Source organism: Nonomuraea ferruginea, assembly GCF_039540635.1.
Classification (GTDB): domain Bacteria; phylum Actinomycetota; class Actinomycetes; order Streptosporangiales; family Streptosporangiaceae; genus Nonomuraea; species Nonomuraea ferruginea.
Genome location: NZ_BAABFD010000001.1, coordinates 236,580 through 258,151, shown reverse-complemented (window position 1 = coordinate 258,151; position 21,572 = coordinate 236,580). Strand labels below are relative to the sequence as shown.

Below are 21,572 nucleotides of genomic sequence, written 5' to 3'. Positions count from 1 at the left end.
ACAAACGGAATAGATTCCGGTTACTATCTCAAGCGGAATCCATTCCGCTTCATTGGAGGAATCATGGGACGCAAGGTCGCGCTGGTCACCGGAGGCAGCAGGGGGATCGGCGCCGCCATCGCCCGCCGGCTCGCCGCCGACGGGTTCGACGTGGCGATCACGTACGCCGCCGAGGCCGGCCGGGCGGCGGCCGTGGCCGCGGAGGCCGAGGCGCTGGGGCGGCGTGCCCTGGCGATCAGGGCCAGGGCCGAGGACGCGGGCGAGGTGGTGGCGGCGGTCGAGCGCACGGTGGCCACCCTGGGCCGGCTCGACGTGGTGGTCGGCAACGCCGGCATCGCCCCGTACGGGCCACTGGAGGATGTCACGCTTGAGGAGGTGGACCGTGTGCTCGCGGTGCACGCCCGCGCGTCGTTCGTGCTGGCCCAGGCCGCGGCGCGGCACCTGCCTGACGGCGGGCGGATCATCATGATCGGCAGCAGCCTGGCCGAGCGCGTCCCGTACCCGGACTGGACGCTGTACGCGATGAGCAAGTCCGCGCTCGTCGGCCTCACCAAAGGGCTGGCCCGCGACCTCGGCTCCCGCGGCATCACGGCCAACCTGGTCCATCCCGGCTCCACCGACACCGAGATGAACCCGGCCGACGGGCCGAGCGCCGACGAGGAACGCTCGTACACCGCACTGGGCCGCTACTGCTCACCGGAGGACATCGCCGCGACCGTGGCCCACCTGGCCGGCAAGGGCGGCCGCAACATCACCGGCGCCGCCATCCCCGTGGACGCCGGCGTCACAACCTGACGACACCCCCAACGTTCCCAACTCACACAGACGGCCGGTCACGACCCGACGGGACCACCGACGATTCCGCCTCGCTTGGGCGCGGATTCGGGAGTCGGGTGGATCGGTGACTCCAGCTTGCCGAAACCGGGACGTCACGGAGCGTTGTCCCGCATCATGACCACCATGCTCACGAGCGAGATCGCGCCCCCTCCCGGCGCCGTGGCCGTGGCGGCGCTGCGGGCGCGGGTCCGGGACGCGCGGCGCCGCGCCCGTGTGGCGCTGGCCGCCGCACTCCTGTTCCCGGCCGCCACGCAGGTGCTCGCCGAGCGGGCGGACGGCGCGTGGGCGGCGCCGCTCGCCCTGCTCTCGCTGGCGTGCTTCGCCGGCGCGCTGGCCGCCCTGGCCGTCACGCAGGTGGTGTGGGGGTCGCGGGCGCGCGCCGCCCGGCGCCGGGAGCGGGAGCTGTACGCGGTGCCGCCACCCCCACCGCTGCTGCCGGTGGGCAGGCTGGTCATGGCGTGCGGGTGGGCGGTGGTGCTGCTGCTCGGCGGCACGCTGCCGGGCCTGTTCGGGGAGTCCGCGCTCGCCGCCGTCCTGGAGAGCGCGATGACGGCGCTCGGCTGGGCCGGGGCGGGAGCGGCGGTCTGCTTCGCCGCCTGGTGGGCCCGTGACCTGGCAGCGCGCGTCGGCCACCCGGGCACACCTCCCAGCGACCCCTGGGACCCCGCCCGGCTCGCCGGGAACACCCCCGGACCTCCGGCCCCCACGAGCGGGAGGGCGCCCAGGCATCGAGCGGGTCCCCGCCTCGGGCGCGTGCGGGCGGTGACACGGAGAGCAGGGGTGATGGTGGCTGTGACCGGGGTGCTGGGGGTAAGGGGGAGGGTGTGGGACCTCGATCCGGTGGTGATCTGCGCCCTGGTCGCCGCGGGGGTCGCGTGCGCGGTAGTTACTGATGAGTAGCATAAGGGCGGAAGCTGTCCAGCAACGAGGAGCTGATCCGTGCCTTCCTCTCGTGACGTCGTGTTCGTCGACGGCGTGCGCACCCCTTTCGGCAGATCCGGGCCGAAGGGGCTGTATGCGGAGACCCGCGCTGACGACCTGGTCGTGCGCGTCATCCGCGAACTCATGCGGCGCAACCCCGCCCTGCCGCCCGAGCGGGTGGACGAGGTCGCCATCGCCGCCACCACCCAGATCGGCGACCAGGGCCTGACCATCGGCCGTTCGGCGGCGGTGCTGGCCGGGCTGCCGAAGTCCGTGCCCGGCTACGCGATCGACCGGATGTGCGCGGGCGCGATGACCGCGGTGACCACGGTCGCCGGCGGCATCGCCTTCGGCGCCTACGACGTGGCCATCGCGGGCGGCGTCGAGCACATGGGGCGCCACCCGATGGGCGAGGGCGTCGACCCGAACCCGCGGTTCCTGTCGGAGAAGCTGGTCGACCCGAGCGCCCTGGTCATGGGCATGACGGCGGAGAACCTGCACGACCGCCATCCCACGATCACCAAGGAGCGCGCCGACGCGTACGCGGTGCTGTCGCAGGAGAAGGTGGCCAAGGCGTACGCGGACGGCAAGATCCAGCCCGACCTGGTGCCGACCGCGGTGCGCACGGCGGAGAAGGGCTGGGGCCTGGCCACCCAGGACGAGGCGCCCCGTCCCGGCACCACCCTGGAGGCGCTGGGCACGCTGAAGACGCCGTTCCGCCCGCACGGCCACGTGACGGCCGGCAACTCCTCGGGCATCAACGACGGCGCGACCGGCTGCGTCGTGGCGGCCGCCGACGTCGCCGCGGAGCTCGGCCTGACGCCGAAGATGCGGCTCGTCTCGTACGCGTTCGCCGGTGTGGACCCGGAGGTCATGGGCGTCGGCCCGATCCCGTCCACGGAGCGCGCCCTCCGCCTGGCGAATCTCGAAATGTCGGATATTGGGCTGATCGAGATCAACGAGGCGTTCGCCGTCCAGGTCCTCGCCTTCCTGGAACACTTCGGCCTCGCCGACGACGACCCCCGGGTGAACCCGTACGGCGGCGCGATCGCGTTCGGCCACCCGCTGGCCTCCTCCGGCGTACGGCTGATGACGCAGCTCGCCCGCCAGTTCGGCGAGCGCCCCGACGTGCGCTACGGCATCACCACCATGTGCGTCGGCATGGGCATGGGCGGCACCGTGATCTGGGAGAACCTGGCATGAGCACTCTTGACACCTGGCGCGCGCTGCTGACCGAGCGCGTCACGGACGAGGTCGTCACCAAGGCCCTGGTCCGCGACGTGGAGCTGCCCGGCGGCGCGGGCACGATGGCGCTGATCACGCTCGACAACGGCTTCGACCACACCAAGCCCAACACGTTCGGCCCGCACGGCCTCTTCGCGCTCAACGGCGCGCTGTCGGAGATCGCCGAGCGGACCGACCTGGCGGCGGTGGGCGTCACCGGCAAGCCGTTCGTGTTCGGCGTCGGCGCCGACCTGAAGGGCGCGGCGGCGCTGACCACCCGTGAGGAGGCGCTGGCGATCGGCGCCCTGGGCCACCACGTGTTCCGCCGGCTGGGCGAGCTGGACGTCCCGTCGTTCGCGTTCGTCAACGGCGCGGCCATGGGCGGCGGCCTGGAGGTGGCGCTGCACTGCACCTACCGCACGATCTCCTCGGGCGTCCCGGCGGTGGCGCTGCCGGAGTGCTCGCTCGGCCTGGTGCCGGGCTGGGGCGGCACGCAGTTGCTCCCCCGCCTGACAGGCCCGGCGAACGCGATCAAGCTGATCGTGGAGAACCCGCTCGCGCAGAACCGCATGACCAGGGGCCGCGAGGCGTTCGAGCTGGGCGTCGCGGACGCGCTGTTCGAGCCGGCCGACTTCCTGGAGGAGTCGCTGCGCTGGGCGGCCCGCGTGCTCACCGGCGAGGTGACGGTCGAGCGCCCCGACCACACCGCCGCCGACTGGGACAAGGTGGTCGCCGACGCCCGCTTCCTGGTCGACATGAAGCTCCACGGCGCCGCTCCCGCGCCGTACCGGGCGCTCGACCTGGTCGCGCTGGCCCGTACCGCCTCCCGCGACGAGGGCTTCGCCGCCGAGGACGAGGCGCTCGCCGACCTGCTGCTCAGCGACGAGCTGCGGGCCGGTCTCTACTCCTTCGACCTGGTGCAGCGCCGGGCCAGGCGGCCAGCGGGCGCGCCGGACGCGTCGCTGGCGCGCAAGGTCACCAAGGTCGGCGTCGTCGGCGCGGGCCTGATGGCCTCGCAGATGGCGCTGCTGTTCGCCCGCCGGCTGCAGGTCCCGGTCGTGCTGACGGACCTCGACCAGGCCAGGCTCGACAAGGGCGTCTCGTACGTGCACGCCGAGGTCGACAAGCTGGCCGGCAAGGGCCGCGTCTCGCCCGACCAGGCCAACCGGCTCAAGGCGCTGGTGACGGGCTCGCTGACCAAGGACGCCTTCGCCGACGCCGACTTCGTGATCGAGGCGGTCTTCGAGGACCTGGCGGTCAAGAAGCAGGTGTTCGCCGAGGTGGAGGCCGTGGTGCGGGCCGACTGCGTGCTGGCCACCAACACCTCCTCGCTGAGCGTCACCGCGATGGGCGAGGACCTGGCGCACCCGGAGCGGCTGGTCGGCTTCCACTTCTTCAACCCGGTCGCGGTCATGCCGCTGCTGGAGATCGTCAGGGGCGGCGCGACCGACGACGCCACGCTGGCCACCGCGTTCGCCGTCGGCAAGGCGCTGAAGAAGTCGTCGGTGCTGGTCAAGGACGCCCCGGCGTTCGTCGTCAACCGGCTGCTCACCCGGTTCATGGGCGAGGTCATCGGGGCCGTGGACGAGGGCACTCCGCTGGAGACGGCCGAGCACGCGCTGGACCGGCTCGGGCTGCCGATGACGCCGTTCGCGCTGCTGCAGCTCGTCGGCCCGGCGGTGGGCCTGCACGTGGCGGAGACGCTGCACGAGGCGTTCCCCGACCGGTTCGGGGTCTCGGCCAACCTGGCCAAGCTGGTCGCCGCCGGCAAGCCGGGCGTGTACCGGCCGGACTTCTCGCTGGACGAGGAGGCGGTCGCGCTGTTCGCGGGCGGCTCCGGCGTCGCGGACGGGCCGTCCACCGCCGATCAGGTACGCGTGCGCGTGCTGAGGGCGCTGGCCGGGGAGATCCGGATCATGCTGGACGAGGGCGTCGTGGCGGCGCCGCAGGACATCGACCTGTGCATGATCCTGGGCGCCGGCTGGCCGTTCCACCTGGGCGGCATCACGCCGTACCTGGACCGCGCCGGTCACTCGCCGTCACGGTTCCTGCCGCCGGGAGTCGCCTCGCTCCCCGCTTGACCTGCCTTTGGGGAGGCTCGCCCGGCGGGCCTCCCCTCCGGTCGTCACTCTCCGTCGTAGCCTCTGATGCCGTGTGCTACGAAGGGAAAAGATCATGATGAAGGCGTTCGGCGCGATCGCGCTGTGCGGGTCCCTCCTGACGGTCCCGGCCCCGGCGGTCGCGGCAAGCACTCCGGGAGCGGTCCTGCGGATCCTGGTCACGGTGAAGAACGGTCCCACGCGGACGGCCACGCTCACCTGCCGTCCGGCGGGCGGCACCCACCGGTCGGCGAGCGCGGCCTGCAAGCTGCTGGCGCGGGCCGGCGGCGATCCGGCCCGGCTGGTGGGCAGTTCGAAGGCCGCCTGCACGCGCGAGTTCCGGCCCGCCGCCGTGGTCGTGACGGGCCGGTGGCGTGGCGAGCCGATCTCGTTCGGCCGGATGTACTCGAACGCGTGCCTGATGAAGTCGGCAGGCGGGGCGCTCTTCACGCCCTGAGCCGCGGGTCTCGGCGGGGGCGGCTCCGGCCGCCCCTCACGACCGCCGGCCGGGCTCGGCCACCATGCTGTGGCGGTAGCCGTACGCGAAGTAGAGCACCGCGCCGATGACCATCCAGATGAGGAACCGGAGCCAGGTCTCGACCGGCAGGTTCAGCATCAGGTAGAGGCAGGCGAGCACCGACAGGATCGGCAGCAGCGGCACCAGCGGCGCCCTGAAGGCCCGCGGGAGGTCCGGACGGGTGCGCCGCAGGATGATCACACCGGCGGACACCACCACGAACGCGAAGAGCGTGCCGATGTTGACCAGCTCGGCCAGCGCGCTCAGGGAGATGAACCCGGCCAGCAGGGCGGCGACCACGCCGACGATCGCGGTGAGCAGCGCGGGCGTGCCGGTCCTCGGGTGGACCTTGGCCAGCGGGCGCGGCAGCAGCCCGTCGCGGCACATGGCGAACAGCACGCGGGTCTGCCCCAGCATGAGGATCATCACGACCGTGGTCAGGCCGGCGATCGCGCCGATGCTGATGAGCGCCGCCGCCCAGGGCTGCCCGACCGCGGTGAACGCGTCGGCCAGCGGCGCGGCGGTGCTCAGCTCCGTGTAGGGCTGCATGCCCACCACCACCAGCGAGACCGCCACGTACAGCAGCGTGCAGATCACCAGCGAGCCGAGGATGCCGCGCGGCAGGGCGCGCTGCGGCTCGATGGTCTCCTCCGCGGCGGTGGCCACGATGTCGAAGCCGATGAAGGCGAAGAACACAATGGCCGCGGCGGTGAAGATGCCCAGCACCCCGAACGCCACCGGCGTGATGCCGAAGAGCACCTGGATGAGCGGCGCCTGCACACCCTCCACCGTCGGGGTCGGCTGCGGCTCGGGGACGAACGGCGTGTAGTTGGCCATGGAGATGAAGAACAGCCCGGCCAGGATCACCAGCAGGACGACCGTGACCTTGATGATCACGATGACCAGGTTGACCCGGGACGACAGCTTGATGCCGGCGATCAGGACCGCGGTGAGGATGAGCACGACGGCCATCGCGGGCACGTCCACCACGGGGTCCTCGCCCGCGATCGACGGGGGCAGGTGCACGCCGGCCGAGGTGAGCAGCGCGCTGAAATAGCCCGACCAGCCGACGGCGACCACGGCGGCTGCCAGCGCCATCTCCAGCAGCAGGTCCCAGCCGATGATCCAGGCGGGGAACTCGCCCAGCGTGGCGAAGGAGAAGGTGTAGGCCGATCCGGCCACGGGGATCGTGGAGGCGAACTCCGCGTAGCACAGCGCGGCCAGCCCGCACACCACCCCGGCCACCACGAACGAGATCGCCACCGCCGGCCCGGCCATCTCCCTGGCGACCTGACCGGTCAGCACGAAGATGCCGGTGCCGATGATCACACCGATGCCGAAGACCGTCAGGTCGACGGCGGTGAGACGCTTGCGGAGCCGGTGCTCGGGCGCCTCGGTGTCACGGATCGACTGCTCGACACTCTTCGTGCGAAAGATGTCCACGGTCGGTGATCCTTCCCGGGTCCGGGGCGATCATGCGAGGTGCGGAATCTCACGTGAGCGTAACCCGGGAAGGCTCTCCTACGAAGGACTGACGACCTGCGAGCTGCGCTTGGCGACCGCCTCGGTGATCTGGCGGGCGAGGTCCTGGCCGTTGAGTCCGATCCGGCCGAGGATGACGGCCCGCTTGGCGTGGTCGAGGAAGCGCTGCGGGATGCCGAAGTTGCGCACGGGCACGTCGACGTCGGCGTCGCGCAGCAGCCGCGAGACCGCGTCGCCCACGCCGCCGACCCGGCCGTTGTCCTCGACGACGGCGACGAGCCGGCGTCCGGCCGCCGCGCCGATCAGGGCCTCGTCGAGCGGCTTGACCCAGCGCGGGTCGACCACCGTGGCGCTGATGCCCTGCGCGTCGAGCAGGGTGGCGGCCTCCAGGCAGACGTGCGCCATCGGGCCCACGCCGACCAGCAGCACGTCGGGGTCGGAGGTATCGGGGTCGCGCAGGACGTCCATGCCGCCGAGCTTGCGTACGGGCTCGATCGCCTCGGCGACGGGGCCCTTGGGGAAGCGCAGCACGGTCGGCCCGTCGGTGACGGCCACCGCCTCGCGCAGCAGCTCGGTCAGCCGCTCGCCGTCGCGCGGGACGGCGAGCCGCAGGCCGGGCACGACCTGGAGGATGGAGAGGTCCCACATGCCGTTGTGGCTGGCGCCGTCGTCGCCGGTCACGCCGGCCCGGTCGAGCGCCACGGTGACGGGCAGCCGGTGCAGGGCGACGTCCATGAGGAGCTGGTCGAAGGCGCGGTTGAGGAAGGTGGCGTAGACGGCCACGACCGGGTGGAGTCCGCCCATGGCCAGGCCGGCGGCGCTGGTCAGGGCGTGCTGCTCGGCGATGCCGACGTCGTAGGTGCGGTCGGGGAAGGCGTCGGCGAAGCGCGCCAGGCCGGTCGGGTGGAGCATCGCGGCGGTGATCGCGACCACGTCCTCGCGCTCCTTGCCGAGCCGGACCAGCTCGTCGCTGAACACGTCGGTCCAGATGCGGCCCTTGGGCTTCTCGGCGCCGGTGGCGCGGTCGAAGGCGCCCGGCGAGTGGAACTGGTCCTCGTCGTGGTTCTCCGCCGGGCTGTAGCCGCGGCCCTTCTGGGTGAGCGCGTGCACGATGACCGGGCCGCGGAAGCCGCGGGCTCTGCGCAGCGCCGCCTCCATGGCCTGCTCGTCGTGGCCGTCGATGGGGCCGACGTACTTGAGGCCGAGGTCCTCGAACATGACCTGCGGGGCGATGGCGTCCTTGACGCCCTTCTTGAGGCCGTGGAGGGCGTCGTAGAGCACGGGAACGTTCCCGAGCTTCTCCTTCACGAACTCCAGCGCGTCCTCGTAGCGGCGGTCGACGCGCAGCGACGACAGGTGGGAGGCGAGGCCGCCGATGGTCGGCGAGTAGGAGCGCCCGTTGTCGTTGACCACGATGACGACCGGCAGGTCCTTGACGGCGGCGATGTTGTTGAGCGCCTCCCAGGCCATGCCCCCGGTGAGCGCGCCGTCGCCGATCACCGCGACGGCGGTGCGGTCGCGCTCGCCGCGCAGCTTGAACGCCTTGGCCAGGCCGTCGGCGTAGGACAGGGCGGTGGAGGCGTGGGAGTTCTCCACGAAGTCGTGCTCGGACTCGGCCTGGCTGGGGTAGCCCGACAGGCCGCCCTCCTGCTTGAGCGCGCCGAAGCCGGCCACCCGGCCGGTGAGCAGCTTGTGCACGTACGCCTGATGACCGGTGTCCCAGATGACCGGGTCGCGCGGCGAGTCGAAGACGCGGTGGATCGCGATGGTGAGTTCCACCACACCGAGGTTGGGGCCGAGGTGGCCGCCGAAGCGCGCGCACGAGTCGACGAGCAGGTCGCGAATCTCACCCGCCAGCAGCGGCAGGTCTCCCGCCGCGAGCCGTTTGACGTCGTGCGGTCCCTTGATCGAGCCCAGCAACCCGCTCACGGATTCGGCTCCCCTCTGCTCTTGTTCGCCGACTGGGACGAGTCTAGTTCGCCGATGCCGCACTAGACCCATCGACTTAAATCCACCCACATTTGTCAGCTCTTGACCTAGTCTTTGGCACATTATGAACACTCTCCCCATGAAGAAACTGGCGTCACTCACGGCGGCCGGCGTGGTCATCACGCTGGCCGGCACGGGGACGGCGGTCGCACAGACGCACAGCGCCCAGCCCGGGGTCCAGCAGGTCACGAGCCGGCCCGCGGCGGCGCAGCAGGTCGCGGCCCTGCAGGCCGCCCCCAAGTCCGCGGCGACGAACAGCCGGCTCTACCGGACCGGCCGCCTGGCCGCCACCAACTGCTCGCCGGGCGAGATCCAGCGGGGCAGCACGGCCGCGTACAAGCGCTTCCTCCAGCGGATGACGAACTGCCTGAACAAGGCGTGGGCCACCCAGTTCCGCAAGGCGAACCTGCGCTTCAGCAAGCCGAGGCTGCGCATCGTCACCAGGAAGGTCAACAACGCCTGCGGGCGCTGGGTCTCGGGCGCCGCCGGCGTGTACTGCAGCGCCGACCGCACCATGTACATGCTGATCACCAAGCGCGAGCTGCGCGACCCGTTCGCGGTCGGCATCGCCCGGCTGATGGCCCACGAGTACGGCCACCACGTCCAGCAGCTGGCCGGCATCTCGAACTACTACTTCCAGGCCAGGCAGCGGGCCAGCCGTTCGGCCCAGCTGCAGCTGTCGCGCCGCCACGAGCTCCAGGCCGAGTGCTTCTCCGCGGTCTTCATGCGGACGATCGCCCACTCGCTGCCGGTTCCCCAGGAGCACTGGGACCACACCGTGAACTGGTTCCGCGAGAACGGCCACAAGGGCTGGGCGCAGAACGACCACGGCAAGGGCCGGAGCCAGGCTGCCTGGATGGAGCGGGGCTACAACTCCGCGCAGCCGGGCTCCTGCAACACCTGGAAGGCGTCCTCCAGGGCGGTCGCCTGACGTCGTGACACACGGCCGCGTCACCGGCGCGGCCGTGCCTTCCACGGCCGAATGCCAAGGTTGCGTAAACAAAACACCATGAACTGGTCTAAGATCCGCGATCGTGCGTATTCCCCTTATCGCAGTGGCGTCCTGCATGATCGCGGGTCTGGGCCTCACGGGTACGGCGAGCAGCGCGGCGGCCGCGAGCACCACCGCGACCGCCGCGCTGCCGGCCGTCCTCACCAAGAACAAGATCTACCGGTCGGGCACCGCGGCCCCCATGTCCTGCGCGACCTCCGAGGTCAGGCCGGGCAGCGCCGCCTCGGTGAAGAGGTTCCAGCAGGAGCTGGCCCGGTGCGCCAACCGCTTCTGGGCCGCCCGGTTCAAGGCCGCGGGCCTGCGCTACAGCCCGCCCAAGCTGCAGATCACGACCGGAAGCCGCTCGGTCTGCGGGAAGATCACCACCAACGGCGCGCAGTACTGCCCGCAGCAGCGCACCGTCGCGATCCGGATCATGAAGCGTGACCTGCGCGACCAGATCAAGCTGAACCTCGCGCACTCGGTCGCGCACGAGTGGGGCCACCACGTACAGGAGCTCACCGGCATCCTGGACGCGCAGAACACGCTCTACTGGCGCTCCGGCAAGACCCGGCGCGCGGCGCTGAGCCGCCGGCTGGAGATGCAGGCCGAGTGCTTCGCCGGCGTGTTCTACCGGTCCACGCTCGACACGCTCAACTCCGACATCACCTGGGCGCAGTGGATCGACGGGGTGAAGCGGAGCCGCGAGAGCGAGATCCACGGCAAGCCGCGCAACCTCGCCTACTGGCAGGACCGCGGCTACGACGCCGGCTCGGCCGGCGCCTGCAACACCTGGACGGCGCCGAACGCGCGGGTCGCCTAGCCGCCCGCCCTGGCCAGCACCTCCAGCGGGTCCGCGAGGACGTGGGCGAAGGCCAGCTCGGCCGCGCCCACCAGCGTCGCGTCGTCGGCCAGTGCCGAGGTGCGCAGCCGCAGCCGCTCGCGCTGGGGGGTCATGGCGTGCAGCGTGAGCTGGCTGCGCACCCGCGCCGCCGAGCCGAGGTAGATCTCCCTCAGCATGCCGCCGAAGATGACCATCTCCGGGTTGAAGATGTTGATCAGGTTGGCGACGCCCAGGCCGAGCCAGTCGCCGACCCGCTTGAGCGCCTCCTGGGCCACGATGTCGCCCCGGTCGGCGGCATCGACGACGGCGCGCACCGCCTCCCGGCCGTGCTTGCCCTGCTGGGCGTCCCCGTTCTGGTCCGTCTTGGCCCGGCCCGCCGCCTCCAGCAGCGCCCGCTCCCCCACCTCGGCCTCCAGGCAGCCGTGCGAGCCGCAGCCGCACGCCCTGCCGCCGGGGTTGACGACCATGTGGCCGACCTCGCCGCCGTAGCCGTCGTGGCCGCCCAGCAGGTGGCCGCCCGCGATGATGCCGCCGCCGATGCCGACGTCGCCGTGCAGGTAGATGAGGTCCTTGACGGACACGCCCAGGCCGCGGCTGTGCTCGGCCAGCGCGCCCAGGTTGGCGTCGTTGCCCACGCTCACCGGCAGGCCGAGGCCGAGCCTGCGGCCCAGTTCCTCACCGAACGGCACCTCCTGATGGGGTTTCATCAGGTTGGGGCCGAAGGTGATGACGCCGTCGCCCTTGCGCACCCCGCCGGCCACGGCCGCGGCGGCGCCCACGCACACGGTGTCGGGCCTGGTCTTGCGTCGCATCTGCCGGGCGAACCCGGCCAGCGCGCCGACCAGCTCCGGCAGCTCGAACGGGCCGCGCCGGCGTGGCAGCTCCCGCCGGTCGAGGATCACCCCGCCCAGCCCGACACGGGCGGCCACCAGCCGGTCGGGCCCCACGTCGAACGCGAACACGTACACCCGCGACGACTCGGGACGGACCACCAGGGAGGGCCGCCCGGCGCGGCCGGTCTCGCGCGGCAGCTCCTCGCGCACCAGCCCGGCCGCCGTCAGGTCGGAGGTGAGCGCCATGATGGTGCTGCGATTGAGCCCCATCCTGGAGGTGAGCTCGGCGCGCGAGATCGGCCCGCCCAGATGGACATGACGCAGCAGCGCGCCGAGGTTGTGGCGCCTGATGTCCTCCTGGGACGGACCGGCACGCATAGGCTGTGGTTCCTTCAACGGGTGGAAGTCGCTGATCACCTTAGACCAGCGGCGGAGGCCCGTTTGCGCGCGATGGCGTCCACGCCCGCGGCGAGCAGCAGCACCGATCCGGTGACCAGATACTTCACACTCGCTCCGTACCCCATCAGGCCCATCCCGTTCTCGATGACCGCCACCACGGCGCCGCCGAGTATGGCGTCGAGCACCCTGCCCTTGCCGCCGAACAGGCTGGTCCCGCCGATGACGGCGGCGCCCACCGCGTAGAGCAGCACCGAGCTGCCGCCGGTGTTCGGGTCAACGGAGCTGGCCCGCGAGGCGGCGATGATGCCGCCGACCGCGGCCATCGAGGAGCAGATGACGAACGCGGCGACCTTGATCCGGTCCACCGGGATGCCGGCCCTGCGGGCCGCCTCCGGGTTCCCGCCGACCGCGTAGATGTGCCGGCCGAAGGCGGTACGGTGCAGCACGAACGTCCACAGCACCAGCAGCGCCAGGATGATCGGCACCACGATCGGCACACCGGTCAGCGAGGTGAGCAGCGGGTTGCGGCTGCGCTCCAGGTTGAGCACGTACACCGCGAGGCCGCCGATGACCACGAGCGCCCCCACCCGGGCGGCGATCAGCGACATCGGGTCGGCCACCAGGCCGCGCGCGGTGCGCTTCCTGGCCCGGAGGAGCTGGATGCCCGCGTAGACCGCCACGCAGACCGCGAACAGGGCCCAGCCGAGCCACGGCGGCAGGTTCCTGGTGGCGATCGCGACGATCACGTCGTCCCTGATCGAGATGTTCGTGCCTTCCCTGACCAGCACCAGCACCAGGCCCTGGAAGGCGAGGAACGCGGCCAGCGTGACCACGAACGACGGGATGCCCACCTTGGCCACCAGGCCGCCGAGCATGACGCCGATGACCACGCCGGTGACGATCGCGGCCAGCACGCAGACGTACCAGGGCAGGCCCAGGCTGGTGAGCGTCACCGCGAGCACCGCCGCGCAGACGCCGCTGGCGAACCCGGCCGACAGGTCGATCTCGCCGACGAGCAGCACGAACACCAGGCCCATCGCGATGACCGTGATCGCGGCGCCCTGGGTGAACAGGTTGGCGAAGTTGATCGCCGTGAGGAAGGCCGGCCGGGCGACGGCGAACACCGTGCAGAGCACGATCAGCCCGAGCACCGCGGGCAGCGCGCCCATGTCCCCGCCGCGCACCCGCTCGGCGTAGGCGCGGACGCTGAGGCCGATCGACGGCGACGTCTTCGCGGCGGCGATCGCGTCGCCGGGCAGTTCTTTGACCTTGTTCATTGCGTGATCCCCAGGTCTCCGCTGCGGCCGGATGTGATCAGTTCGACGACCTGCGCGTGAGTCACGTCGGCGGTGCGGACCTGGGCGGCCATCCTGCCGAGGTAGAGGGCCGCGATCCTGTCGGACACCGCGAACACGTCGTTCATGTTGTGCGAGATGAGCACGACGGCCAGGCCCTTGTCGGCCAGCCTCCGCACCAGTTCGAGCACCTGCGCGGTCTGGGCGACGCCCAGCGCGGCGGTGGGCTCGTCGAGGATGACGACCTTGCTGTTCCACAGCACGGCCTTGGCGATGGCGACGGTCTGGCGCTGGCCGCCGGACAGGCTGGAGACCTGCTGCCTGATCGACTTGACCGTGCGGACCGACAGGCCGGTGAGCGTCTCCTGGGCCTGTTCCTCCATCGCGGCCTCGTCCAGCATGATGCCGCGGCGGCGTTCGCGGCCGAGGAACATGTTCTGGACGATGTCGAGGTTGTCGCAGAGCGCCAGGTCCTGGTAGACGATCTCGATGCCGAGCGCCGCCGCGTCGCGCGGGCCGTGCACGTGCACCGGCTTGCCGTCGAACAGGATCTCGCCCGAGTCGATCGGGTAGATGCCGCCTATGCACTTGACCAGCGTCGACTTGCCGGCGCCGTTGTCGCCGACCAGTGCGGTCACCTCTCCGGCGTTGGCCGAGAACGCCACGTCGTGCAGGACTTGCACGGGACCGAAGCTTTTGTCGATCCCGCGGACTTCGAGCAGGGGGGTCATGGGGCTCCCTCACGAGGGGCACGGCCCGCGCCCTGAGCGCGAGCCGTGCCTTCTACCGGTTCTACGAGGTGCCTGGTTGTTACTGGATTCCCGCCTCGGTGCACTTGTCGGCGAAGTCGCCGGTGCACAGCTCTTCCTTGGTCACGTAACCGTCGGCCACCACGTCCTTGACGTTCTCGGCGTAGATGGCCTGCGGGTCCAGCAGCTCGGCGGGGACGTCCTGGCCCGTCTCCGGATCCTTGACGCTGCCGCTCGCGGCCGGCTTCTCGCCCTTGGCCAGCGCGACCGCGAGCTTGGCGGCGGCGTCGGCCTCCTTCTTGACGGCCTTATAGACGGTCATGCACTGGTCGCCCGCGAGGATGTTCTGCAGGCCCTGCACGGTGGCGTCCTGGCCGGTGACCGGCACCTTGCCGTTGAGCTTGTTCTTCTTCAGCACGGTGATGGCCGCGTTGCCGAGGCCGTCGTTGGCGGAGAGCACGCCGGCGATCTTCGGCTCGCTGGTGAGCATCTGCTCGAAGAGGGTGCCGGCCTGCGTGTTGTCCCAGTCGGGCACGGACTGCTCGGGACCCTTGACGTACTCGCCGGAGTCGAACTTCGGCTTGAGCACGCCGTCGTAGCCCTGCTTGAACAGCGTCGCGTTGTTGTCGGTCGGCGAGCCGTTCAGGTAGGCCACGATGGGCTTCTCCGCGCCCTTGTCGGCCAGGCACTTCGACAGGCCCTCGCCCTGGAGCTGGCCCACCTTCTCGTTGTCGAAGCTGACGTAGTAGGCGGCGTTGCCGCCCAGCGTCAGGCGGTCGTAGTCGATGGTGGCCACGCCCTGCGACCTGGCCTTGTCGATCACGGTCTTGCCGGTGCCGCTGTCCAGGTTGACGATCATCAGGACGGTGGCGCCGTTCGTGATCATCTGGTCGGCGATGGTCTGGAACGCGGTCTTGTCGTTCTGCGCGTTCTGGATGTCGTACTCGACGCCGGCGGCCTCGAAGGCCTCCTGCAGGTACTTCCGGTCGGCCGTCTCCCAGCGTGCGGACGACTTGCTGTCGGGCAGGATGACGCCGATCTTGCCTGCGGCCGGCTGTGAAGCCTCCGCCGAAGCCTCTGCCGAGGTCGTCGTGGAGGTCTGACCGCCGTCGCCCCCGCAGGCGGTGAGACCGAGAGTTAGTGCGGCCGCCGCGGCGGTCAGACTGAGGATCCCCTTGCGCATGGGTGCAGGGTCCTTTCTTCCGGAGGGGCCCGGATGAATGTTGTTTGCGGCAACGTATTCCGGTACGGCCTGCTTTGGAAGACCTCTCGGAGGGGGAGTTTGTTGTTTCCGGTAACAATCCAGAAACGCCAGGGACGCCGGATCGACACCTCGGCCCAGGTCGCCACCTGGTCGTGGGGGCACGGGCTCGGCGTCGGTCCAGCCCGAGGCGAGGACCACCTCCGTCCTGCCGCCATATCTGCCGATCCGGAGATTTCTTTCCCGCCTGCCCGATGTTTGGGTGGACCCTCTGGGGCACTGCGGCAGGTATGGCTACGATCGCATCCGAACTGCTCATCGAACGCCTGGCCGAATGGGGCGTCGACACGGTCTTCGGGATACCGGGCGACGGCATCAACGGCATCATGGAGGGCCTGCGGCGCCACTCCGACCGGGTCCGGTTCGTGCTCGTCCACCACGAGGAGGCCGCCGCGTTCATGGCGGCCGGGCACGCCAAGGCCACCGGCCGGATCGGCGTCTGCCTGGCCACCAGCGGCCCCGGCGGCATCCACCTGCTCAACGGCCTGTACGACGCCAAGCTGGACCACCAGCCGGTCCTGGCGATCACCGGGATGCAGGAGACGAGCGTGCTGGGCACGGGCTACCAGCAGGAGGTCCACCTGCAGCACCTGTTCGCCGACGTCGCCGAGTACAACCTCGTCGTCGACAACCCGGCCCAGCTGCCCGGCGTCGTGGACATCGCGATCAGGACCGCCTACGCCCGGCGCGGGGTCGCGCACCTGACTCTGCCGAACGACGTGCAGATCGCCGAGGCGGGCGCCGACCCCTACCCGCAGGTCGCGCCCGCGCGGCCGCCGGCCACCGCCCCGGTCTACCTGAGCCCGCCGGGCGTGCCCCGCGCCGAGGACCTGCAGGCCGCCGCCGACGTGCTCAACCGGGCCGAACGCCCGGCGATCCTGGCCGGGGCCGGAGCCCTGCACGCCCGCGCCGAGGTGCTGGCCGTGGCCGAGACCCTCGGCGCACCGGTGATCAAGACGCTGCCCGGCAAGGCCGTCATCCCCGACGACTCGCCGTACGCGGTGGGCGGGATCGGCCTGCTCGGCACCCGTCCCGGCGAGGAGCTCGTCGAGGACTGCGACACCCTGTTCATGATCGGCACCAACTTCCCCTACACCAGGCACCTGCCGGAGCCGGGGGCGGCGCGGGTGGTCCAGCTGGAGGCGGACCCGGTCAGGGCGGGCGTGCGGCTGCCCACCGAGGTGCCGATGATCGGCGACGCCAAGGAGGGCCTGCGCGCCCTGCTGCCGCTGCTCAAGCACGCCGGCGACCGCGCTCACCTGGCCAGGTACACCGAGCTGATGAACGCCTGGCGCGCCGACATGCGGGCGCTGGAGTCGCCGCGGCGCTCGCCGATCGCGCCGCAGTACCTGATCAGTTGCGTCGACCGGGCCGCGACCGGCGACGCGATCCTCACCTGTGACTCCGGCACCATCGCCACCTGGGCCGCCAGGCACTGGACCATCCGCGGCGACCGCGGCTTCTACCTCTCGGGCAACCTGGCCACGATGGCTCCGGGGCTGCCGTACGCGATCGCGATGCAGCACGCGTTCCCCGGCCGGCAGGTGATCGCGTTCGTCGGCGACGGCGGCTTCGCGATGCTGATGGCCGAGTTCCTGACGGCGGTCCGGCACCGGCTGCCGATCAAGGTGGTCATCAACAACAACGCGCTCGGCCAGATCCTGTGGGAGCAGATGGTGCTCGGCTACCCCGAGCACGGCGTCCGCTTCGCCGAGCCGGTCGCCGACTTCTCGGCCTGGGCGCGCTCCTGCGGCGGGTTCGGCAGGAAGGTCACCGAGGCGGGCGAACTGGACGAGACCGTCCGCGCGGCGCTCGCGCACGACGGACCGGCCCTGGTGGACGTCGACGTGGATCCCGACGAGCCGCCGATGCCGGGCAAGGTCTCCTACGAGCAGGCCAAGAAGTTCGCGGAGGCGTTCCTGCGCGGCCAGCCCCGCAAGGCGTCCATCGCCTCCACCCTGTTCAAGGACAAGATCTCGCAGCTGCGTTCCGGCTGAGCCGCGATCAGCCGGACGACGGCAGGTCGATCAGGCAGAGGCCGGTCTCGGGGTCGTGGCGCTTGCGCAGCCAGACCGGCGACTCCCGCACGATGACCTCCAGCGTGGGCCAGACCGTGGCCTCCAGGAGGTGGCCGCCCCGGGTGGCGCCGTCGCGCAGGCCGACGACCGCGTGCGCGTGGATCTGCGGGCGCCCGTCGGCGACCGCGATGTCGCCGGTCAGGCTCAGGACCTCGACCTGCTCCCTGACGGGGATGCGGAGGTAGCCGCCGCGCTCCGGGTCGAAATAGCCGAGCGTGGCTCCGCTGAACGCGCCGATCGCGGTGAGCGAGGCCGCCGTGACCTCGTGCTCCTCCGCCCAGCGCTGCAGCTCGGCCATGGCCTCGTCGCCCTTGTCCATGATGATCGCGTGCACGCTCACGCCGTCGGAACTCGTCAGAACTCGTGACTTCATGCGGGAGCGCCTGCCCGGGCCCGGCGGGCCTACGCATGCGCCGGAAGAGCGCCGGGAGCGCCCGTCGAGGCACTCCCGGCGATCAGCGCTGGAGAAACGTTCACCAGTACGGGTTCTGGTACTTCACGCTCTCGCCCCACCTGATCTGACCGGTGGGCGGATAACGCAGGCCCACCGCGACTTTGATGGTGTAGAGGCGGGTCTTGTTGATGGTCTCGTCGACGAACTTCTTCGTCAGGTAACCGCAGGTCTCCCTGCGGAAGGTGCCGGCACCGGGGAACCCGTCGTTGACGGTTACCGACACCATCGCGCACCAGCCGTCGACCTGCGTGTCGTGAACATGTCCTCTGAGGAACACCTCCCTCTGGGAGTGGAAGATGAGCCACGCGGAAAGGTGAGGCTCCGGCCCGGCGAAGTTCCCGGCGTAGTCGACCCCGTTGTGCGCGACCAGGTTGAAGTGGCGATGCTCCTCCGCACTGGACGGGGTCGCCGTGAAGAGCACGAGAGTGAGGGCGCCGAGCGCGGCTCCCGCGGTTGAACGGATCCGTCGCGACCAGGTCATCTGGCTTCGTCCTCCCGATTTCGTCCAGTGGTCCGCCCGGAGGCCTCCGGCTGGACCAGTGTGCGACGCGGGGGTTATCGCGACGCTTATGCGCGGGCTTTGCACGCTCGTGCCCGGCGGGTGCCGGGGAGCGCGGCTCAGTCGCCGGTATGGAGCTTCGCGCGGACTCGTCCGGCGCCGGGGTGGCCGAGCTCGTCCAGGATGGCCAGCGCGTCGCGCCAGGCCTGTCGCGCCTGCTCGTCGCCGCGCAGGGCCGCGTACGCGTCACCGAGGTGAACGAGCGTCTCCGCCTCCGTCACGGGGTCCAGCCCCGTCCGCAGGAGAGCGAGGGCCCGGCGGTAACAGGTGACGGCCTCGTCGTGGCGGCCGAGACGGTGGTGGGCGTACCCGAGACTGTCCCAGGCCCCGCCCTGCGCCCGGGGGTCGCCGATCCGCTCGAACAGGGCGAGCGCCTGCCGGCAGCATCGCACGGCCCGGTCGCCTTCGCCGAGCTCGGCGTACAGCCGGCCCAGCCCGTCGAGCGCCTCGGCCTGCCCGAACAGCACGTCAGCGGCGCGGTACAGGTCGAGGGCGAGTCGCGTGTGACGGACGGCCTCGCCGAACTCGCCGCGCTGCCCGTGGATCCAGGCGAGCGTGTGGTGCGCCTCCGCCTGCCCCCGCTCGTCCGCGCGGTCCGCCGCGAGTTCCATGGCCCGCCCCGCATGGGTCCGGGCCTCGTCGTACCGGCCGAGGCTGCAGAGCGCGCACCCCAGGGCCAGGTGCGACAGAACCTGCTGGAGAACATCGCCCAGTCGCTCCGCCGCGGCGAGAGCGACGCGCTGCGTCCCGGCGAGGTCGCCCCACTGAGCCTGCCAGTCAAGGTGGTTCTCAAGAGTCCAGGCGATCCGCCACGCCGCGGTGTCGAACCGCTCGGCCGCCGCCCGCCCGACGGCCGCGAGCAGAACGGGACGCTCGCACAGGAACCAGGTCCGCGCCTGCCGGTCGTCGGTGAGCTCGTCAACCGTGACCCCGTGGGCGGGATCGCCGAACTCGATCGCGCTGCGCGCCGGGTTGATCAGCAGCGCCGCCCGATGGCCCGTGTGCGCGTAGTGGTCGAGCACCCGGCGCAGCGCCTCGCGCGATCCGGCGCCGGTCTCCTGGTCCCGGACGAGTTCGCCGGCGTAGGCGCGGAGCAGGTCGTGGAAGCTGAAGCGGCCCGGACGGTGCTCGACGAGCAGCTGGGCGGCGGTGAGGGTGTTCAGCAGGGGCCGGACCTCGGCGACCGGCACGCCGGCGAGCCCGGCGGCCGCGGCGACGGAGACGTCCGGGCCCGGGTGCAGTGCCAGAAGCCGGAAGAGCCGGGCCGCGCCCGCCGGGAGCCTGGTGTAGGAGAGCGAGAAGACCGCTCTGAGGTCGGTGGCGGGATCGGTGCCCGCGAAGGCGTCGAGGGCGGCCGGGGCGTCGCACAGCTGCCCGGCCAGCGCCCGCAAGGGGAAGCCGGGCTGGACGGCGGCGCGGGCGGCCATCACCGCCAGCGCGAGAGGGAGCCGCGCGCAGCGGGAGACGATGGTGTCGACGGCCTGCGGCTCGGCGGCGACCCGATCGTGGCCGAGCCGGCGCGCGAGCAGCTCGCGCGCCTCGGCACCGGTGAGCAGGCCGAGATCGACCGGCCGGGCGGCCTCGGTCGCGACGAGGCCGGCAAGACGGTCGCGGCTGGTGATCAGGGCGAGGCAACCCGGTGAGGCCGGGAGCAGGGGCCGTACCTGTTCCTCGTCCCGGGCATTGTCCAGCAGGACGAGCACGCGTTTGCCGGACAGCAGGCTGCGGTAGAGCCCTGCCTGGGCGTCGACGTCGGCGGGGATCCGCCGCGGTGATACCCCGAGGGCGTCGAGACATCGGCGCAGCGATTCGGCCGGCGTCAGCGCGTGACCGGCCGGGTCGAAGCCCCTCAGGTTCACGTACAGCTGACCGTCGGGAAAACGGCCGGCGACCCGGTGCGCCCAGTGCACCGCCAGCGCGGTCTTGCCGATGCCGGCCGTACCGGACACGGCCGAGATCACCACGGCCCGCGGGGCGGGGCTCTCGGCGTCGGGGAGCAGGCCGTCGAGCAGCTTGACCTGCTCGTCCCGGCCGACGAAGTCACCGGTGCCCGCCGGAAGCTGGCGCGGGACGACCGGCGTCTCCCTGAGCCCGTGCCCGCCGGACGGATCCGGTGGTGCCGGTGGGCTCGAAGCCGGCGGGACGTCCAGATCGGGTGCGCCGGCGAGCATCCGCCGGTGCAGCCGTCGCACGCTCGGGCATGGCTGGACCCCCAGCTCCTCGTCGAGAAGGCGGTACAGCCGCTGGTACTCCTCCAGAGCCTCGGCCTGGCGGCCGGACCTGTACAGCGCGAGCATGAGCCGTTCGCGTAACGACTCGCGCAGCGGATGTCCGGCCACCAGCGCCGTCAGCTCGCCGGCCAGCTCGGCGTGGCGGCCGAGCGCGAGATCGGCGTCGATCCTGTCGTGCAGGACGGCCAGTCGTCGCTCCTCAAGCCGTGGCCGCTCGAGGATGACCAGCGGGCCGGTCGTGTCGCCGCACGCCGGACCTCGCCACAGATCGAGCGCGGCGCCGAGGTCACGAGCGGCGTCGGACGGCCTGCCCTCGACGAGCGCGGCGCGGCCACGCTCGGCGAGGCGCTCGAAGGCCGCGACATCGCTCGCCGCCTCGTCCAGCCACAGGACGTAACCCGCCGAGCGGCGCACGAGCGGGGACGCTCCGGTGGCGTCCTCTCCCAGCACCCGGCGCAGCTTGGACACCGCCTGCTGGACCTGGTTGGCGACCGTCGCGGGCACGGCGTCGCCCCACAGCGCCGCGATCAGCCGGTCGAGGGGTACGACGCGGTTGGCGTTGAGCGTCAGGAGCGCGAGCAGCGCACGGTGCTTCGCACCGCCGAGCGGCACCGTCGCCCCGTCCCTGCGGACCTCGACGGGTCCGAGAATGCGGATCTCCATGCTCCTGTTGTCCCCAACGTCGTCATACGTACCGAGCCGGTCGGCGGTTCCCGGTCAGGCGATGGCGAAGGAGATCCACCGATCTGGGGACGACGACGGTCGATCAGGATGAGGCCGGTCCGAGGCCGCGCCTACCTGCTCTCATG

At 71.6% G+C, this 21,572-nt stretch carries 17 protein-coding genes; 8 read left to right on the top strand and 9 right to left on the bottom strand.

The genetic code is table 11. The features are described 5' to 3' along the window. Positions 1-63: 63 nt before the first annotated feature. From ABD999_RS01160 to ABD999_RS01140, 5 genes are all read left to right on the top strand, one after another. Entirely contained in the window at positions 64-795 is a 732-nt protein-coding gene (locus ABD999_RS01160; protein ID WP_271277587.1) for an SDR family NAD(P)-dependent oxidoreductase, read from the top strand. Positions 796-951: 156 nt separating this feature from the next. Then, on the top strand, positions 952-1,737 hold the full coding sequence (locus ABD999_RS01155; protein ID WP_271277586.1) for a hypothetical protein: 786 nt from the start codon (positions 952-954) through the stop codon (positions 1,735-1,737). Between the two features lie 39 nt (positions 1,738-1,776). Continuing rightward, on the top strand, positions 1,777-2,961 hold the full coding sequence (locus tag ABD999_RS01150) for a thiolase family protein (protein ID WP_219543167.1): 1,185 nt from the start codon (positions 1,777-1,779) through the stop codon (positions 2,959-2,961). Continuing rightward, positions 2,958-5,063 (top strand): 3-hydroxyacyl-CoA dehydrogenase NAD-binding domain-containing protein, encoded by a 2,106-nt coding sequence (locus tag ABD999_RS01145; protein WP_271277585.1) that lies wholly within the window; start codon positions 2,958-2,960, stop codon positions 5,061-5,063. Before ABD999_RS01150 ends, ABD999_RS01145 begins: the two co-directional genes overlap by 4 nt. A 94-nt stretch (positions 5,064-5,157) precedes the next feature. Next, the gene (locus tag ABD999_RS01140) at positions 5,158-5,538 is read left to right on the top strand and encodes an SSI family serine proteinase inhibitor (RefSeq protein ID WP_148030347.1); all 381 of its coding nucleotides are present in this window, start codon (positions 5,158-5,160) and stop codon (positions 5,536-5,538) included. 36 nt (positions 5,539-5,574) lie between these two features. Here ABD999_RS01140 and ABD999_RS01135 read toward each other — a convergent pair whose 3' ends face one another. Continuing rightward, positions 5,575-7,041, bottom strand: a complete 1,467-nt coding sequence (locus ABD999_RS01135; protein WP_271277584.1) for an amino acid permease — start codon at positions 7,039-7,041, stop codon at positions 5,575-5,577. Between the two features lie 78 nt (positions 7,042-7,119). Next, positions 7,120-9,000: a 1-deoxy-D-xylulose-5-phosphate synthase gene (dxs, locus tag ABD999_RS01130; RefSeq protein WP_246639193.1), complete on the bottom strand. Its 1,881-nt coding sequence runs from the start codon at positions 8,998-9,000 to the stop codon at positions 7,120-7,122. A 148-nt stretch (positions 9,001-9,148) separates the two neighbouring features. On the opposite strand from dxs, the gene ABD999_RS01125 reads away from it, so the two are divergent. Continuing rightward, complete coding sequence (locus ABD999_RS01125) at positions 9,149-10,000, top strand: neutral zinc metallopeptidase (protein ID WP_271277583.1); 852 nt, start codon at positions 9,149-9,151, stop codon at positions 9,998-10,000. Between the two features lie 103 nt (positions 10,001-10,103). Further along, positions 10,104-10,883 (top strand): neutral zinc metallopeptidase, encoded by a 780-nt coding sequence (locus tag ABD999_RS01120; protein WP_219543162.1) that lies wholly within the window; start codon positions 10,104-10,106, stop codon positions 10,881-10,883. Here the strand turns inward: ABD999_RS01120 and ABD999_RS01115 are convergent. From ABD999_RS01115 to ABD999_RS01100, 4 genes are all read right to left on the bottom strand, one after another. Beyond that, positions 10,880-12,115 (bottom strand): ROK family transcriptional regulator, encoded by a 1,236-nt coding sequence (locus ABD999_RS01115; protein ID WP_271277582.1) that lies wholly within the window; start codon positions 12,113-12,115, stop codon positions 10,880-10,882. The genes ABD999_RS01120 and ABD999_RS01115 overlap by 4 nt on opposite strands. A 35-nt stretch (positions 12,116-12,150) precedes the next feature. Further along, the gene (locus tag ABD999_RS01110; protein ID WP_271277581.1) at positions 12,151-13,413 is read right to left on the bottom strand and encodes a sugar ABC transporter permease; all 1,263 of its coding nucleotides are present in this window, start codon (positions 13,411-13,413) and stop codon (positions 12,151-12,153) included. Next, positions 13,410-14,162: an ATP-binding cassette domain-containing protein gene (locus ABD999_RS01105; RefSeq protein ID WP_148030340.1), complete on the bottom strand. Its 753-nt coding sequence runs from the start codon at positions 14,160-14,162 to the stop codon at positions 13,410-13,412. Before ABD999_RS01105 ends, ABD999_RS01110 begins: the two co-directional genes overlap by 4 nt. Before the next feature lie 79 nt (positions 14,163-14,241). Then, on the bottom strand, positions 14,242-15,363 hold the full coding sequence (locus ABD999_RS01100; protein ID WP_148030339.1) for a sugar ABC transporter substrate-binding protein: 1,122 nt from the start codon (positions 15,361-15,363) through the stop codon (positions 14,242-14,244). Between the two features lie 308 nt (positions 15,364-15,671). Here ABD999_RS01100 and ABD999_RS01095 point away from each other — a divergent pair, with 308 nt between their 5' ends. Continuing rightward, positions 15,672-17,438: a thiamine pyrophosphate-dependent enzyme gene (locus ABD999_RS01095; RefSeq protein ID WP_271277580.1), complete on the top strand. Its 1,767-nt coding sequence runs from the start codon at positions 15,672-15,674 to the stop codon at positions 17,436-17,438. A gap of 7 nt (positions 17,439-17,445) precedes the next feature. Here ABD999_RS01095 and ABD999_RS01090 read toward each other — a convergent pair whose 3' ends face one another. The 3 genes from ABD999_RS01090 to ABD999_RS01080 all read right to left on the bottom strand — a co-directional run bounded on the left by ABD999_RS01090 (position 17,446) and on the right by ABD999_RS01080 (position 21,426). Then, the gene (locus ABD999_RS01090; protein WP_148030337.1) at positions 17,446-17,892 is read right to left on the bottom strand and encodes a PPC domain-containing DNA-binding protein; all 447 of its coding nucleotides are present in this window, start codon (positions 17,890-17,892) and stop codon (positions 17,446-17,448) included. A 100-nt stretch (positions 17,893-17,992) separates the two neighbouring features. Then, entirely contained in the window at positions 17,993-18,454 is a 462-nt protein-coding gene (locus ABD999_RS01085; RefSeq protein ID WP_148030336.1) for a hypothetical protein, read from the bottom strand. A 137-nt stretch (positions 18,455-18,591) separates the two neighbouring features. Beyond that, complete coding sequence (locus ABD999_RS01080) at positions 18,592-21,426, bottom strand: AfsR/SARP family transcriptional regulator (RefSeq protein WP_271277579.1); 2,835 nt, start codon at positions 21,424-21,426, stop codon at positions 18,592-18,594. Between the last annotated feature and the right edge of the window lie 146 nt (positions 21,427-21,572).

Coding starts and splice junctions, on each gene's coding strand:
- ABD999_RS01160 (WP_271277587.1), top strand. CDS start 64: ATGGGACGCAAGGTCGCGCTGGTCACCGGAGGCAGCAGGGGGATCGGC.
- ABD999_RS01155 (WP_271277586.1), top strand. CDS start 952: ATGACCACCATGCTCACGAGCGAGATCGCGCCCCCTCCCGGCGCCGTG.
- ABD999_RS01145 (WP_271277585.1), top strand. CDS start 2,958: ATGAGCACTCTTGACACCTGGCGCGCGCTGCTGACCGAGCGCGTCACG.
- ABD999_RS01140 (WP_148030347.1), top strand. CDS start 5,158: ATGATGAAGGCGTTCGGCGCGATCGCGCTGTGCGGGTCCCTCCTGACG.
- ABD999_RS01125 (WP_271277583.1), top strand. CDS start 9,149: ATGAAGAAACTGGCGTCACTCACGGCGGCCGGCGTGGTCATCACGCTG.
- ABD999_RS01115 (WP_271277582.1), bottom strand. CDS start 12,115: ATGCGTGCCGGTCCGTCCCAGGAGGACATCAGGCGCCACAACCTCGGC.
- ABD999_RS01110 (WP_271277581.1), bottom strand. CDS start 13,413: ATGAACAAGGTCAAAGAACTGCCCGGCGACGCGATCGCCGCCGCGAAG.
- ABD999_RS01105 (WP_148030340.1), bottom strand. CDS start 14,162: ATGACCCCCCTGCTCGAAGTCCGCGGGATCGACAAAAGCTTCGGTCCC.
- ABD999_RS01100 (WP_148030339.1), bottom strand. CDS start 15,363: ATGCGCAAGGGGATCCTCAGTCTGACCGCCGCGGCGGCCGCACTAACT.
- ABD999_RS01095 (WP_271277580.1), top strand. CDS start 15,672: ATGGCTACGATCGCATCCGAACTGCTCATCGAACGCCTGGCCGAATGG.
- ABD999_RS01090 (WP_148030337.1), bottom strand. CDS start 17,892: ATGAAGTCACGAGTTCTGACGAGTTCCGACGGCGTGAGCGTGCACGCG.
- ABD999_RS01085 (WP_148030336.1), bottom strand. CDS start 18,454: ATGACCTGGTCGCGACGGATCCGTTCAACCGCGGGAGCCGCGCTCGGC.
- ABD999_RS01080 (WP_271277579.1), bottom strand. CDS start 21,426: ATGGAGATCCGCATTCTCGGACCCGTCGAGGTCCGCAGGGACGGGGCG.